Source organism: Ectobacillus sp., assembly GCF_056992975.1.
On sequence record NZ_JBXKMX010000053.1, the window covers coordinates 1 to 13,957 of the forward strand.

Annotated in this window: 15 protein-coding genes, 3 tRNA genes and 2 riboswitches; of the genes, 15 read left to right on the forward strand and 3 right to left on the reverse strand. The window is 37.3% G+C overall.

Going from position 1 to position 13,957, the window contains the following annotated elements:
- Positions 1–53: 53 nt before the first annotated feature.
- From AC11ZT_RS02150 to AC11ZT_RS02170, 5 genes are all read left to right on the forward strand, one after another.
- Positions 54–126, forward strand: a tRNA-Phe gene (locus tag AC11ZT_RS02150).
- Between the two features lie 24 nt (positions 127–150).
- A tRNA-Asn gene (locus tag AC11ZT_RS02155) sits at positions 151–225 on the forward strand.
- 1 nt (position 226) lies between these two features.
- A tRNA-Glu gene (locus AC11ZT_RS02160) sits at positions 227–298 on the forward strand.
- A gap of 200 nt (positions 299–498) precedes the next feature.
- A complete protein-coding gene (locus AC11ZT_RS02165) occupies positions 499–927 on the forward strand; it encodes a CBS domain-containing protein (protein WP_484058032.1) in 429 nt (142 codons plus the stop codon).
- Positions 928–1,196: 269 nt separating this feature from the next.
- Entirely contained in the window at positions 1,197–2,336 is a 1,140-nt protein-coding gene (locus AC11ZT_RS02170; RefSeq protein ID WP_484058033.1) for a DUF3965 domain-containing protein, read from the forward strand.
- Positions 2,337–2,417: 81 nt separating this feature from the next.
- On the opposite strand, the gene AC11ZT_RS02175 is transcribed toward AC11ZT_RS02170, so the two are convergent.
- Together AC11ZT_RS02175 and AC11ZT_RS02180 are read right to left on the reverse strand one after the other, a co-directional pair.
- Entirely contained in the window at positions 2,418–2,735 is a 318-nt protein-coding gene (locus AC11ZT_RS02175; protein WP_484058034.1) for a hypothetical protein, read from the reverse strand.
- Positions 2,736–2,773: 38 nt separating this feature from the next.
- The gene (locus AC11ZT_RS02180; protein WP_484058035.1) at positions 2,774–3,898 is read right to left on the reverse strand and encodes an SH3 domain-containing protein; all 1,125 of its coding nucleotides are present in this window, start codon (positions 3,896–3,898) and stop codon (positions 2,774–2,776) included.
- A gap of 376 nt (positions 3,899–4,274) precedes the next feature.
- Positions 4,275–4,382, forward strand: a riboswitch (TPP riboswitch).
- A gap of 54 nt (positions 4,383–4,436) precedes the next feature.
- Positions 4,437–4,540, forward strand: a riboswitch (TPP riboswitch).
- A gap of 90 nt (positions 4,541–4,630) precedes the next feature.
- On the opposite strand from AC11ZT_RS02180, the gene tenA reads away from it, so the two are divergent.
- The 10 genes from tenA (at position 4,631) to AC11ZT_RS02230 (ending at position 12,464) form a co-directional block, all read left to right on the forward strand.
- Positions 4,631–5,320, forward strand: a complete 690-nt coding sequence (gene tenA, locus AC11ZT_RS02185) for a thiaminase II (protein ID WP_484058036.1) — start codon at positions 4,631–4,633, stop codon at positions 5,318–5,320.
- Positions 5,295–6,050 carry an ABC transporter ATP-binding protein gene (locus AC11ZT_RS02190; protein WP_484058037.1) on the forward strand — a complete coding sequence of 252 codons (756 nt, stop codon included), beginning with the start codon at positions 5,295–5,297 and terminating at the stop codon, positions 6,048–6,050. Before tenA ends, AC11ZT_RS02190 begins: the two co-directional genes overlap by 26 nt.
- Positions 6,047–6,799, forward strand: a complete 753-nt coding sequence (locus AC11ZT_RS02195) for an ABC transporter permease (RefSeq protein WP_484058038.1) — start codon at positions 6,047–6,049, stop codon at positions 6,797–6,799. The genes AC11ZT_RS02190 and AC11ZT_RS02195 overlap by 4 nt, the downstream gene beginning before the upstream one ends.
- Positions 6,796–7,788: an ABC transporter substrate-binding protein gene (locus tag AC11ZT_RS02200; protein WP_484058039.1), complete on the forward strand. Its 993-nt coding sequence runs from the start codon at positions 6,796–6,798 to the stop codon at positions 7,786–7,788. Before AC11ZT_RS02195 ends, AC11ZT_RS02200 begins: the two co-directional genes overlap by 4 nt.
- Before the next feature lie 9 nt (positions 7,789–7,797).
- On the forward strand, positions 7,798–8,427 hold the full coding sequence (gene tenI, locus AC11ZT_RS02205; protein ID WP_484058040.1) for a thiazole tautomerase TenI: 630 nt from the start codon (positions 7,798–7,800) through the stop codon (positions 8,425–8,427).
- Positions 8,411–9,523, forward strand: coding sequence for a glycine oxidase ThiO (gene thiO, locus AC11ZT_RS02210; protein ID WP_484058041.1), 1,113 nt, complete (start codon positions 8,411–8,413; stop codon positions 9,521–9,523). Before tenI ends, thiO begins: the two co-directional genes overlap by 17 nt.
- A complete protein-coding gene (gene thiS / locus AC11ZT_RS02215) occupies positions 9,520–9,723 on the forward strand; it encodes a sulfur carrier protein ThiS (RefSeq protein ID WP_484058042.1) in 204 nt (67 codons plus the stop codon). The genes thiO and thiS overlap by 4 nt, the downstream gene beginning before the upstream one ends.
- Position 9,724: 1 nt before the next feature.
- Positions 9,725–10,495 (forward strand): thiazole synthase, encoded by a 771-nt coding sequence (locus AC11ZT_RS02220; RefSeq protein ID WP_484058043.1) that lies wholly within the window; start codon positions 9,725–9,727, stop codon positions 10,493–10,495.
- Positions 10,488–11,507: a thiazole biosynthesis adenylyltransferase ThiF gene (locus AC11ZT_RS02225; protein WP_484058044.1), complete on the forward strand. Its 1,020-nt coding sequence runs from the start codon at positions 10,488–10,490 to the stop codon at positions 11,505–11,507. The genes AC11ZT_RS02220 and AC11ZT_RS02225 overlap by 8 nt, the downstream gene beginning before the upstream one ends.
- Positions 11,508–11,591: 84 nt before the next feature.
- Positions 11,592–12,464, forward strand: a complete 873-nt coding sequence (locus AC11ZT_RS02230) for a patatin-like phospholipase family protein (RefSeq protein WP_484058045.1) — start codon at positions 11,592–11,594, stop codon at positions 12,462–12,464.
- Positions 12,465–12,506: 42 nt separating this feature from the next.
- Here the strand turns inward: AC11ZT_RS02230 and AC11ZT_RS02235 are convergent, their stop codons facing one another.
- Positions 12,507–13,808, reverse strand: a complete 1,302-nt coding sequence (locus AC11ZT_RS02235) for an NCS2 family permease (RefSeq protein ID WP_484058046.1) — start codon at positions 13,806–13,808, stop codon at positions 12,507–12,509.
- Positions 13,809–13,957: the final 149 nt, after the last annotated feature.

The window sequence follows — 13,957 nt, forward strand, 5'->3', positions numbered from 1 at the left end:
CCTGCCTGTCACGCAGGAGGTCGCGGGTTCGAGTCCCGTCCGGACCGCCATTTGGCTCGGTAGCTCAGTCGGTAGAGCAGAGGACTGAAAATCCTCGTGTCGGCGGTTCGATTCCGTCCCGAGCCACCTTTTATTATACAACTTCATTATTCCGCAGTAGCTCAGTGGTAGAGCAATCGGCTGTTAACCGATCGGTCGTAGGTTCGAGTCCTACCTGCGGAGCCATGGCCCGTTGGTCAAGCGGTTAAGACACCGCCCTTTCACGGCGGTATCACGGGTTCGATTCCCGTACGGGTCATTTTAGAAAATCAGTGCAGAAAACAGCACTGATTTTTTTAATATGTATAAATAAATTATTAGACATAGATAAATTAAAAAATAAATCATAAAAAATCCAACGGATTATAAATTTCCATAATTTAACTCATATCATTTATCAAAAAACGAAATGAAATATATTCTTCCGGTTATACTACTAAATGCAAGGAGGGATATTTCATGACAGCCATTAGAGATGTAATGAGTACGAATATAGCGTATTGTACTTCAGTAGACAATGTATTTGAAGCAGCAACCAAAATGAAACAAGAGGATGTTGGGATTATTCCGGTTGTAGATAATAATCGTTTAATAGGGCTTGTAACTGACCGAGATATAATCTTACGGGGTCTAGCTGAAAAGCATCCTGGGTCTGAGAGTATTACAGAAGTGATGAGTACGAACGTAATAAGTGTATCGCCAGATGAGCCAGTAGAGAGAGCAACAGAATTGATGGCACGTTATCAAGTCAGACGCCTTCCAGTTGTTGAGCATGATAAGTTAGTTGGTATGGTATCACTTGGAGATTTAGCTGTTGAAGGATTTGCAGATGATCAAGCGCAATTTGCCCTTAGTCAAATTTCTGAAGATCATCATGAAACGATCTAAGATATAATCAGTACTTAAAAAATAACCAAAAAGATATGTATCTTTTTGGTTATTTTTTTTAGTGAATTCAGAAATTAAAAAAATAAATATGATATGATAATGCTAATCCATGTATATATCTAGAAAACCTTAGTTTATATTAGTATTATTTAGGTATTTAAGATTACAAGAACAAAAGTGTTTTACCCCAATTACATATATTATTAAAAAAATATATTGCATATTTGTGTAGAAATATTCATGGAAGAAGGATGAAATAGGGGGCTAAAATGATTATGGTAGAAAATGAGCCGAACTGGATGTTAGTTACAGAAAACTTTACATCACCTACAACGTTTTCGGATTTACTTTATTTACTTATTCCTAATCGTACTGAAAAAAGCGGATACGATAGTCATGTTTTATCGTGGAAAGAAAAGGAGTTCTACAAAAAAGATACGATTCTTCCATTTATTCAGTTTGGATTGGAGACAATGAAGGAACTTCCGAAATTCAGCAAAGATGAAATGCCTACAATACTTCGAATTGTTCGTTTATGTCAAGAAGCAAGATGGTATGAACAAGCTTATAACTTATTAAAGGAACAACAAATGCTTCCTTTTATTTTTAATTCATTAGAAATAGAGATTTGGGATGACTTTACGAAAGCGGCTGCATGGAATTATATAATTGTAAAACAGAAAGCTCTCAGTCTAGAAGAATGTGATCATGCGATATGGGAAAAAATAAAATATGATTTAAGTTGGATTCCTTCCTATCCCTACTTAGCATCAGAAAAAGAAATAATAGAATGTAAGTTACTTTTTTTATGTCGGGAAGCACGTGACATGGATATAAATAAGTTTGAAGAATTATTAATGGAGCTTGCTATTTATTGTAATTCTACAATTTCAAATTTATATACATACAATCTCGTCGAAACTTATAAACGATGTATAAGTTATTTAGAAAACCATATAGAAAATCGGATGATTATAGCTTGTCACTACGCGATACTAGCTCAGTTAGCAGAATTTTTTTATGAACCCTATCAATTTATTATGGATGATTATGTGGAAGTTATGAGAGATATGATGGCTCATTTAAATTCTTCATTATATGAAAAATATAAAGAGTTTATAGGAACACTACTATCCTATCTTCCATTTTATCAATTGATTCAGGTACCACAACAAATAGATTATTTTCAGGAAATATTAAATATGAGCAGAGGGATCCCTTATAAGGAGGAGTTACTTCGTGAATATGTATTTTCACAAGTAATGGATAAAACAAACGGCTTTTTAAACACCTTTTACTATAATAACTGTCAAAGCATCGTTGAAGAAATTATTAGTTATTGGTGCACGGACGAGCAAAGAAGTTTGCTTCAAATTACTTATCACACGAACAAAATAATTTCACACTAAAAGTAAAAACTCATCTGCTAAAGATGAGTTTTTATAAATAAGATATGGATTTAAACTAGTTTAATGCAATCGACGAATGTTTTATCCTCTGCTCGTTTCCCAAACAGGTGACTGACTGGGAATGATAAGTAATATGGCGATGAAGAAGACGGCAAACATAGAGGACATGTGCATTCCATTTTCTATTATGGATACTACGCCGACTGCAATAATATATGATAATTTATATATAATGGATAACAAAGATGTAAGCTTTAGCTGTAACCATTCCATGAAGATTTCACATAAAACAAACGAAACTAGGATGATTAAGAAAGCGAGACTTGCATTAAAGATAAACAAACAGCAAATCAGTCCAAATAATGATAATAATTCTAATAATATAGGTAAATCTTTCATTGAATCTAACCTCCAAGAAGGTTTGTAAAAATCCTATTTTAATGTTGTAAATAAGGAAGGGGATTTATGGCATTTGATTTTGCGAAATTCCATTCTCCTTTGTGGAGTTCAAAGTGTAAATGCTGTCCCGTTGCTTCTCCCGTGCTTCCCATATACCCAAGAACTTGTCCTTGGCTAACGGTATCTCCTTCGCTTACATAACGGTTTTTCATATGAGCATACACGGTTGTATATAACTGACCGTTAATATGATGAGTAAGAAATACTACATTTCCGTAGCTTGTAGAATAGTAGGAACGGCTGACCGTACCAGAAGCTGCAGCAAGAATTTGGATATTTCCTGGCGCTGCAATATCGACACCATAGTGCATACTACCCCATCTTGGACCGAAATCACTCGTAACAATTCCACCAGAAGCAGGCCAATGTAAGATAGAAGAAGTCTGTGATGTGGAAGTTGGACTAGAACTAGAAGTAGTTACATTCTGCGAAGTAGAAAGATAATCTTTAGAAACATATCCATCATTTCCATTGTAACGAACTTTGTACCAATTTCCTGATTGCCCCGTTACTTCTACTTTTTGACCACTTGATAAGACATCAATAATGTTATAGTTTGTGCCAGGTCCTGTTCTGAAACGTAAACTATCTGCATTTACATAAAATGTAGATGTTGATTGAACAGAAGATGAAGTGGAAGTAGAAGAATTAGAAGAAGTAAGAAAAGCTTTACTTACATAGGCAGCCTGGTTGTTATATGTAATTTTGCACCAGCCATTGTTTTCAGATTCAACTGTAACTTCATCGCCATTACTTAACATTCCTATAATAGAGGAACTAGTACTTGCATCGCTACGAACACGTAGTGCATCTGCTGTTACTTTGTACTTAGAAGAAGAAACTGTAACATAATCTTTGCTTACATAGGCTTCTTGATTGTTATATTGAATTTTGTACCAATTACCGCTTTCGCCTAAAATGGTAACGTTGCTTTGATTTGGTAAGGCACCAATTACGCTATCATTTGTACTAGGACCAGTTCGAACATTTAAATAGGTTGCATTTACAGTTCCAACAGTATTACTGCTTGCTTGCACAGAATCTACAACGAAAGGTAAAGCCGCTAGTGCGACGGAAGAAACGAAAAGAGTTCTAGCTTTCATAGCAATTCCTCCTATTATACTAATAATTGAATAAAAGATTATATATAAAAACGATAGTAATAAATTTAATATGTATCATCTCTATATATATTATTCTATTAATTTAATTATTTTTCAATATATTTATAATAGTTTTTGTTATTTTTAACATTATTCTGTCATTGTTTATAAAAATAACAAAAAAATATCATAAAAATGTAACATAACCCAATTGACAGTTCGTGATCAAGAACAAATCCTGGATTTAGACATAAAAACTAGATAATTTAAGAAGATTGCGAAGAAAATACCTTTATTTTGCCAAGCTATAGTTCCTATGTAAGGTAAAAAAGTTGCGGGAATTACAACGTAATGTTACAATAAGTTCACAATTTAATGAGATTGCTAGGGGAGCTGGTGTTGCCGGCTGAGAGGAGACCGAAAGTCCATGACCCTTTTACCTGATCTAGATAATTCTAGCGGAGGAAAGCAAACGGACGATGAAACTAAAGCCCACTTTCCAGTCGTGAATAATGGGGCTTTTTTTATTTGTTTATATCTTTTCCACTAGGGGTGCTAACTGAGCTGAGAGAGGTGATTTGCCTTAACCCTTATGAACCTGATCTAGGTAATGCTAGCGAAGGGAAGTGATGTATGACAATGAATGATATCCATTGTTTGCAGCCGCTTCTTTATGAGAAAGCGGCTTTTTGTATGCCATACAGAGTTATTAAATAGAAAGAGGGATTTTTCATGAAATTTTGTGATGAACTATATGAGAGGTCAGAGCCAGTATGGAAGATGATTTATGAACACCCGTTTGTAACAGGTATTGGTGATGGAACACTTGACCATAGTAAATTCCAATTTTATATCATCCAGGATTATTTGTACTTACTAGATTATGCGAAGGTATATGCTCTAGGCGTTGTAAAAGCAACAGACCCTGCTGTTATGGGGAAATTTGCAAAGCAAATTGACGCTATTTTAAATGGTGAGATGAACTTGCATAGGCAATATGCACAGCGTCTTGGAATCAATCTACAGGAGTTAGATGAGGCGAAGTCTGCATCAATGAACTTAGCGTATTCCCATTATATGCTTTCCGTATCTCAAAGCGGGACGCTTGCAGAGTTAATTGCATCATTACTTCCTTGTATGTGGAGCTATTGGGAAATAGGAAAGCGCTTAAGTGTAATTGCTGGTAGTGTGGATCATCCATTTTATGGAGAGTGGATTCGCGGCTACAGCTCAAGTGAATACGGTGAACTTTGCATTTGGATGATTGATTTGCTAAATGAAATTGCGGAAGAGAAAAGTAAACAAGAGCTACTTCATTTAGAAGAAATATTTATGAATACAAGTCGTTTTGAATATTTGTTCTGGGATATGGCGTACCGTAAGGAGATGTGGGGATTTGCAGAGCATCGTACAATTTCATAATGTTTCATTTGCTTATGAGGGAGAAAAACAGTCCATTTTACAAAATCTCCATTTTGACGTAGAGCCCGGACAATTTATTAGCATTATTGGACCAAGTGGCTGTGGAAAAAGTACTATTTTTCGGTTGTTAACAGGTCTTGAGAAAGCTACTGCAGGGGAAATTACGATACAAAACGTCACAGGCGGAAGCAGTGCGGTTGGCTATATGCCACAATCAGATTTGTTATTGCCATGGCGTACGATTTTAGAAAATGCAGCTCTTTCTTTAGAGTGCCAAGGAATGAAAAAAAAGCAAGCTCAAAACAGGGCAATGGAATATTTGGAAAAATTCGGGCTGCGTGGTTATGAGCAGAAGTATCCAAAAGATTTATCAGGTGGTATGCGTCAGCGTGTCTCGTTTCTTCGTACCTTTTTAACAGGGAGCGATCTTCTTTTACTTGATGAACCTTTTAGTGCATTAGATGCTATTACGAAGCTAAGTTTGCAAGAATGGTTATATGAGCAATGGTTGAAATGGAATAAAACTATTTTATTTATTACACATGATGTGGAAGAAGCATTGTTCCTATCACAGCGAATATTTGTTGTAACAGAGAAGCCAATTTCAACCATGCAGGTATTCAATGTTCCTTTACCAAAAGAACGGTGCAGACAAGATATTAATCGACCAGAAATACTACAATTGAAAGAAACATTACTTGGTATGCTACAAGGCAAGGTGAAACAATGAAAAAGCTAAATTATTACGTTCCTTCTATTCTTGTTGTAATTATTTTTTTAATTGTATGGGAAATTGGAGCTAGAATTGTAGATGCGATGTATATTTTGCCACCGCCTAGCGCCATTTTTCAAAAAATATGGGTACTACATTCCATTTTATTAACAGTTCATCTTCCTGCAACGTTAACTGTGGTTGGGATTGGGTTAGCCATTTCCATCGTGCTAGGAGTTGGACTAGCAGTTGCTATGAGCTTACATCCTGCAGTGGAGCGTGCATGTTATCCGCTTCTCGTTGCTTCGCAAACGATTCCTGTTACAGCGTTGGCTCCGTTATTCGTGCTTTGGTTTGGTTATTCGATTTGGAGTAAGGTAGTTGTAACCGTGCTCATTGCCTTTTTTCCTATAGCGGTGAACACGTATGATGGGTTTCGAAGCACAAAACGAGAATGGGAGGAGCTTCTTACTACGTTTGGGGCTTCAAACATAGATATCTTCTTTAAGCTAAAATTACCAGCATCTCTGCCGTTCTTCTTTTCAGCCTTAAAGGTAGCTGTTCCCTTTAGTGTTATAGGAGCTGCGATTGGAGAATGGTTAGGAGCAGAAGAAGGACTTGGCTATTTTAGTAAGCGAATGATGACACAGCTTGATGGCGCTGGTGTGTTTGCTCCTATTTTCATTTTGTCATTAGTAGCCATTATTTTTGTATTTATTGTTTCATTGCTTGAGAAAAAATTTGTAAGCTGGAGGAAAGATTCATGAAACGATTTATTATTATTGCTATTAGTTTGTTATTAATGGTTTCACTTATTGGTTGTTCAAATGGTGGTACTGCAAAGAAAGAGAAAGAAGTTACAGTCATGTTAGATTGGTATCCAAATGCTGTGCATAGTTTTATTTATGCAGCTATCGAGAAAGGATACTTTAAAGAAGAAGGCGTGAAGGTTAATGTGAAATTCCCTGCAAACCCTACAGATCCATTAACATTGGCAGCTGCAGGAAAGGTTACGTTAGGAATTTACTATCAACCAGATGTTGTGATAGCAAGATCGAATGAAGGAATTCCCGTAAAGTCAGTAGGGGCTATAGTAAGATCACCGCTAACCCGCGTTGTTTCCTTAAAAGATGCTGGTTTTAAGTCACCAAAAGATTTAGAAGGAAAAACAGTTGGATATCCAGGTACACAGCTTAGTGAAGAATATGTAAAAACAATGGTAAAACAGGATGGAGGAAATCCTGATAAGGTAAAGCTTGTTGATGTTGGATTTGATTTAATCTCTGCATTAACGACGAAAAAGGTTGATGCAATTACAGGTGCCTATATTAATCATGAAGTACCATTATTAAATAAACAAGGTTTTCAAACAACAACCTTTAATCCTTCTGATTATGGTGTACCAAATTATAATGAACTTGTATTTGTTGCAGGTGATCAAACATTAAGTAAAGACCGTGATGCAGTGGAAGCATTTTTACGCGGTGCAAAAAAAGGATATGAATTTACAAAGAAAAATCCAGATGAAGCATTACAAATCTTGTTAAACAATCAAGAAAAACAAAACTATCCTTTAGATTCACAAGTAGAAAAAGAAAGTATGAATATTTTATTGCCAAAAATGGAAACAAGTGATGGCCCATTTTTATCTCAAACTGCAGCATCGTGGACCGAGCAAAATAAATGGTTAAAAGATAAAGGAATGACAAAACAAGTTGTACCTGCTAATGAATTATTTGAAAATGTATTAAAGTAGGAGAACGGTATGAAAAGGGAACTTCACGTCATTTCAAATGGAACATTATCTTTTGCGGAATTTGCAGATTTAGCAAGTCAAATTCAAGGTGCAGTTGATTTTTTTCATATTCGAGAGCGAGAAAAAACGTCGAGAGAATTATTTGAAGGTGTGAAGCTTCTTCTTGATAAAGGAATCCCAGCTGAAAAAGTAGTTGTGAATGATCGCGTTGATATAGCTCTGCTTCTTGGTATCTCGCGTGTACAAGTTGGTTATACGAGCGTGGATGTTAGTGTGTTAAAGAATGCATTTCCTCATCTTCATGTAGGATGTTCTGTACATTCTCTATCAGAAGCGCTCCAAGTAGAGCAAAAAGGGGCCGATTCCGTTTTATATGGTCATCTTTTTCAAACTCGATCTAAGGCAGGTATGCCAGCTAGAGGATTAGATGAAATTACAAATATTGCACAAAGACTGATAATTCCTACATATGGGATAGGCGGCATCGCACCAGAAAACGTAGCAACTGTGTTGAATACTGGAGTAAAAGGGTTTGCTGTTATGTCTGGAATTATAGAGGCAAAAAATCCGGTAGAAAAAGCAAATGCATATAGAAATTCTATCCGAAAGTGGGAGAAGCAAGATGAAGAAAACATATGATAGCATCATTGTGGGCGGCGGTATTATTGGTAATTCTATTGCACATTTTCTTTCTGAAAGAGGCTACAAGGTTGCTATTGTGGAAAAAGGTAAAATAGCGTCTGAAGCTTCTAGAGCTGCAGCTGGCTTACTCGGGGTACAAGCAGAATGGGATGAATATGATCCTTTATTTGATCTTGCTCGGAAAAGCAGAGCTATGTTTGCACCTTTGTCAAAACAATTGCGAGAAAAAACAGGGATAGATATTGGCTACGAGGAAAAAGGAATTTACCGTATTGCGCAAAGCGATGAAGCAGCTGCAAAGCTTATGGAAATCATGAAATGGCAAAAGCAAACAGGAGAAGAATCACATTTCCTATCGGGGGAAGAATTGAGGGAAAGAGAGCCTAACCTTTCTGATGCGGTAGTTGCAGCTGTATATCATCCGAATGATGGCCATGTCATCGCACCAGAGTTAGCAAAAGCATTTGCCCATTCTGCTGCGATATCTGGCGCTGATATTTTTGAGCAGACAGAGGTATTTGATATTAAAGTAGAGAACAATCGTGCAACGGGAGTCGTTACATCAGAAGGAGTAATGTTAAGCGATTCTGTCATTATTGCGTCTGGTTCATGGAGTACAAAGCTGCTTCGTCACTTTGATCCAAGCTGGGGTACGTATCCAGTAAAGGGTGAAATCATTGCTGTCAAAAGCTTTAAACCATTATTATCTATCCCGGTATTTGAAGATGGATTTTACATTGCACCTAAACGTAATGGACGTTACATTATTGGGGCAACTGTTAAACCTCATACGTATAACAAAGCTGTTAGCGTAGAAAGCATCCAATATTCAATGGAGAGAGCACTACACATTTTACCTGAACTAAAGAATGCCGAGTGGGAAACAGCATGGGCTGGTCTAAGACCACAATCGAATCATGGAATGCCGTATATCGGAAAGCATCCTGATATTCCAGGATTGTATACGTGTACAGGTCATTTTCGTAATGGAATTTTGTTAAGTGCAATTTCAGGAATTTATATGGCAGATTTAGTAGAAGGAAAGCAACAAAATGATTTACTCCATTCCTTTATTGGGGAGGGAAGCAAGTGAAGCTTAACGTTAATGCAAAGGAAATTACAATTCCAGATACGGTTACGACAGTAGAGTTTTTATTAGAGCATTTAGGGTTATCCAATAAAATTGTTGTGGTGGAAAGAAACCATTTTATTTTAGAAAAAGAACAACATGCAGGCGAAGGATTATTTGATGGAGACCAAATAGAGATTGTGACTTTCGTAGGAGGCGGTTGATATGTTAAACATTGGTTCATTTTCATTTGAATCTAGATTACTATTAGGAACAGGAAAATTTAAGGATTATGATGAACAAAGCAAAGCAATTGAAGTTTCTGAAGCGGAAATTTTAACGTTTGCAGTTCGTCGTATGGATATTTATGATGGCTCACAACCAAATCTATTAGAAAAAATTGATGTTACAAAGTATACACTTTTACCAAATACGGCAGGAGCAAAAACAGCAGAAGAAGCAGTGCGTATTGCAAAACTTGCAAAAGCATCTGGTCTTTGCCATATGGTGAAGGTGGAAGTGATTGGTGATGATAAAACCCTTTTACCGGATCCGTTTGAAACATTAAAAGCAAGTGAAGCCTTGTTAGCAGAAGGTTTCACAGTTCTTCCTTATGTATCAGATGATGTTGTATTAGCAAAACGATTACAAGAGCTTGGCGTTCATGCAATTATGCCTGGTGCATCACCAATCGGTTCAGGTCTAGGAATCGTGAATCCACTTAATATCAAATTCATTATTGAACAGGCAACTGTTCCAGTTATTGTGGATGCAGGTATTGGAAGCCCAGCAGATGCAGCCTTTGCAATGGAACTTGGTGCCGATGGGGTGCTTCTCAATAGTGCTGTTTCAGGAGCAACGGACCCAGTAAAAATGGCTGAAGCTATGAAACTAGCAATACGTGCAGGACGACTTGGTTTTGAAGCAGGAAGAATTTCTCGCAAGCGCTATGCAACAGCAAGCAGTCCAATTGAAGGAATAAGCGTCCTTGAATAGCCGATATTCTCGCCAAATTTTATTTTCTCCGATTGGCGAAAAGGGACAAGAGCTACTGCGCGAGAAACATGTACTGATTATTGGAGCCGGAGCACTCGGTAGTGGAAATGCAGAAATGTTAGCACGGGCAGGTGTTGGTAAGCTTACAATTGTCGATCGTGATTATATAGATTGGAGTAATCTACAGCGCCAACAGCTGTATGCGGAACAAGATGCAATCGATCATTTGCCAAAAGCAATTGCAGCAAAAAATCGACTTGAACGAATTAATCATGAAGTTGAAATAGATGCGGTTGTAACGGATGTAACAGCAGAGAGTTTAGAAGATTTTAGTCGTGATGTTGATGTAATCGTTGATGCAACAGATAATTTTGAAATTCGTTTTCTGATTAATGATGTTTCGCAAAAACATCGAATTCCATGGGTATATGGTGCATGTGTAGGGAGCTATGGATTATCGTATACCATTGTGCCAGGAGAAACACCGTGCTTACATTGCTTATTACAATCTATCCCCCTTGGCGGAGCAACCTGTGATACGAATGGGATTATTGCCTCGGCTGTATCACAAGTTGTCTCATATCAAGTGACGGAAACATTAAAGCTGCTCATAGGAGATCATAAGGCACTAAGACGTAATCTCGTATCATTTGATCTTTGGAGTAATGAACATGCTTCTTTAGATGTGCAGCGCTTAAAAAAGGCTGATTGTCCATCGTGCGGCGTACAAGCAAGCTACCCTTATTTGAAAAAGGAAAATGAATCAAAAATGACTGTCTTGTGTGGACGAGATACGGTACAAATCCGTAACCCACATAGAAATAATGTGGATTTGCAAGTATACAAGAAGACGTTACAAGGCAAAGTACACGATCTATTATGCAATGAATATGTGTTAGCGTTTTCTACAGAAGAGAAACGTCTTGTTATGTTCCGCGACGGACGTGTAATGGTTCATGGTACAAAGGATTTATTAGAGGCTAAAAGCATCTATCATCGTTACTTCGGGTAAAGCTTATGCAAACAAGTTCTTTCCGAAATACGTTACATGTTGTTATACTTAATGTAATGTTAATGAAGTTAAGGAGATGAACGTATGCAAGAGAATGCGGGATTGGTGCTAGAAGGCGGTGGGATGCGCGGCGTGTACACTGCTGGAGTACTCGAATTTTTTATGGAACAAAATATGTTCTTTCCTTATGTAATTGGAGTATCAGCAGGAGCATGTAATGCAGCTTCCTATCTATCACGCCAAAATGGACGAAACAAAGAAGTAAATATCGGTTATATTAATCATCCAAACTATTTATCGTATCGAAATCTATTCCGAAAAGGGCAGCTGTTTGATATGGATTTCATTTTTCAGGAAATTCCAACAGAACATGTACCATTTGATTTTGATACGTATTTTGCAGCGAATGAACATTTTGTAATCGGAGCGACAGACGTAGAAACAGGTAATCCTGTGTATTTTGAAAAGGATGGCACGCAAGAAGATGCACTAACAATGTTGCGTGCTTCTAGCTCCTTGCCTTTTATTGCCCCTGTCGTAGAGTTTCGTGATAAAAAGCTGATGGACGGTGGTATAGCAGATCCAATTCCGATTCGTAAGGCATTGCAGGACGGTGCTGAAAAAGTAGTGCTTGTTTTAACACGAAATGAAGGATATGAAAAGAAACCCTCGAAATTTAGTTGGATTGCTAAGCGCGCGTACCGGAAATACCCAAAATTAGTAGAACGGATGTTAACACGTTATCAAATCTATAATGAAACATTGCAGTATGTGGAACAGTTAGAGCAAGAAGGAAAAGTGTTTATTATACGTCCGGTTGAGCCACTTCAAGTCGGACGTATGGAAAAGGATGCACAAAAATTGGAGCAGTTGTATGAGCAAGGATATCGTGATGCACAGCGTCAAGCAGAGAAATTAAACAAATATTTAGGAGAAAAAGCATCAGCTAATTGCTGATGCTTTTTCCATTTACTTAAAGAGGACAATCGCTGACTTTATTTACCGAGACAACCATACAAGTTGATACAAAAATAATACGGCAAATAAATATACGAGTGGGTGTACATCACGAAATTTTCCCTTAGCTATCTTCATAAGCGGATAAGTAATGAATCCAAGGGATATACCCGTTGAAATACTTGATGTAAGCGGCATACTTAAAATGACGAGAAAAGCGGGAAATGCTTCATCAAATTCGTCCCAATGAATATTACGCACAGAGCCCATCATCAAACTGCCAACAATAATAAGAGAAGGCGATGTAATCGCATTTACACTAGAAACAGCATCTATGAGCGGGCTAAAGAAGGCTGCTATAGCAAATAAGACAGCAATGACGAGAGCCGTTAGACCAGTACGGCCTCCAGCCCCTACGCCTGCAGAAGATTCGATGTAAGCAGTTGTTGGACTGGTACCGAACATGGCGCCGATTGTTGTAGAGATACTATCAGAAAGAAGGGCGCGTCCTGCATGAGGTAGCTTTCCATGTTTTATCAACCCTGCTTGCTCGGATACACCAAGTAATGTGCCAGTTGTATCAAATAAGGTAACGAGTAAAAATGAAAAAACCACGCCGTATAAACCGTAATGAATAACATCTCCAATTGCTGTTATAGGATTTACCACAATTACACCACTCGGAAGAGAAGGCAGGGAAACAATTCCTTTATGAAACGAGAGTTGTCCGGTTACTAGTGAAAGAATGGATGTAAGAAGCATTCCTACAAATAAGGCACCCTTAACATTTCGAACAAGTAGGATAAGGGAAATGGCTAGGCCAGCTAAAGCAAGTAATACGGAAGGAGAATGAAAATCACCTAGCCCAACTAAATTAGTAGGGTTTTTTGTAATAATCCCTGTTAGTCGCAATCCAATAAATGCTATAAATAAACCGATTCCGGCAGTAATAGCGTGCTTAATATTTTCAGGAATAACTTCCATTAGTTTGGTTCGGAAGCTTGTTAAGGATAGAACAAGAAAAATGAGACCTGTTACAAATACTGCTGAAAATGCTATTGCAAATGTAACACCAGTATGAGCTTTCACGACAGAGTAGGCAAAATAAGCATTTAATCCCATTCCAGGAGCGATGGCAATAGGCATATTTGCAAACAATGCCATACATAATGTTCCAACAAAAGCGGCGATAATCGTTGCTGTAAATCCTTGTTGGAATGGGACGCCTGCATCGGAAAGAATAACGGGATTGACAACGACAATGTATGCCATTGTTAGAAATGTTGTAATACCAGCAATAATTTCTGTTTTTATATTTGTGTTATGGTTTGAGAGGTTAAACATAGTAAAATCCTTTCTTTTACGAATAATAATGACAACAGTAATATATATTATTCGTTATTTTAATGAATTGCAAGAAATACTTCTGTGAAATCATAGTTGGATTTTCAGGACAAAAAAACTGGAAAATCTTATATTTTTTTTATTTTACA

Coding starts and splice junctions, on each gene's coding strand:
- AC11ZT_RS02165 (WP_484058032.1), top strand. CDS start 499: ATGACAGCCATTAGAGATGTAATGAGTACGAATATAGCGTATTGTACT.
- AC11ZT_RS02170 (WP_484058033.1), top strand. CDS start 1,197: ATGATTATGGTAGAAAATGAGCCGAACTGGATGTTAGTTACAGAAAAC.
- AC11ZT_RS02175 (WP_484058034.1), bottom strand. CDS start 2,735: ATGAAAGATTTACCTATATTATTAGAATTATTATCATTATTTGGACTG.
- AC11ZT_RS02180 (WP_484058035.1), bottom strand. CDS start 3,898: ATGAAAGCTAGAACTCTTTTCGTTTCTTCCGTCGCACTAGCGGCTTTA.
- tenA (WP_484058036.1), top strand. CDS start 4,631: ATGAAATTTTGTGATGAACTATATGAGAGGTCAGAGCCAGTATGGAAG.
- AC11ZT_RS02195 (WP_484058038.1), top strand. CDS start 6,047: ATGAAAAAGCTAAATTATTACGTTCCTTCTATTCTTGTTGTAATTATT.
- AC11ZT_RS02200 (WP_484058039.1), top strand. CDS start 6,796: ATGAAACGATTTATTATTATTGCTATTAGTTTGTTATTAATGGTTTCA.
- tenI (WP_484058040.1), top strand. CDS start 7,798: ATGAAAAGGGAACTTCACGTCATTTCAAATGGAACATTATCTTTTGCG.
- thiO (WP_484058041.1), top strand. CDS start 8,411: ATGAAGAAAACATATGATAGCATCATTGTGGGCGGCGGTATTATTGGT.
- AC11ZT_RS02220 (WP_484058043.1), top strand. CDS start 9,725: ATGTTAAACATTGGTTCATTTTCATTTGAATCTAGATTACTATTAGGA.
- AC11ZT_RS02230 (WP_484058045.1), top strand. CDS start 11,592: ATGCAAGAGAATGCGGGATTGGTGCTAGAAGGCGGTGGGATGCGCGGC.
- AC11ZT_RS02235 (WP_484058046.1), bottom strand. CDS start 13,808: ATGTTTAACCTCTCAAACCATAACACAAATATAAAAACAGAAATTATT.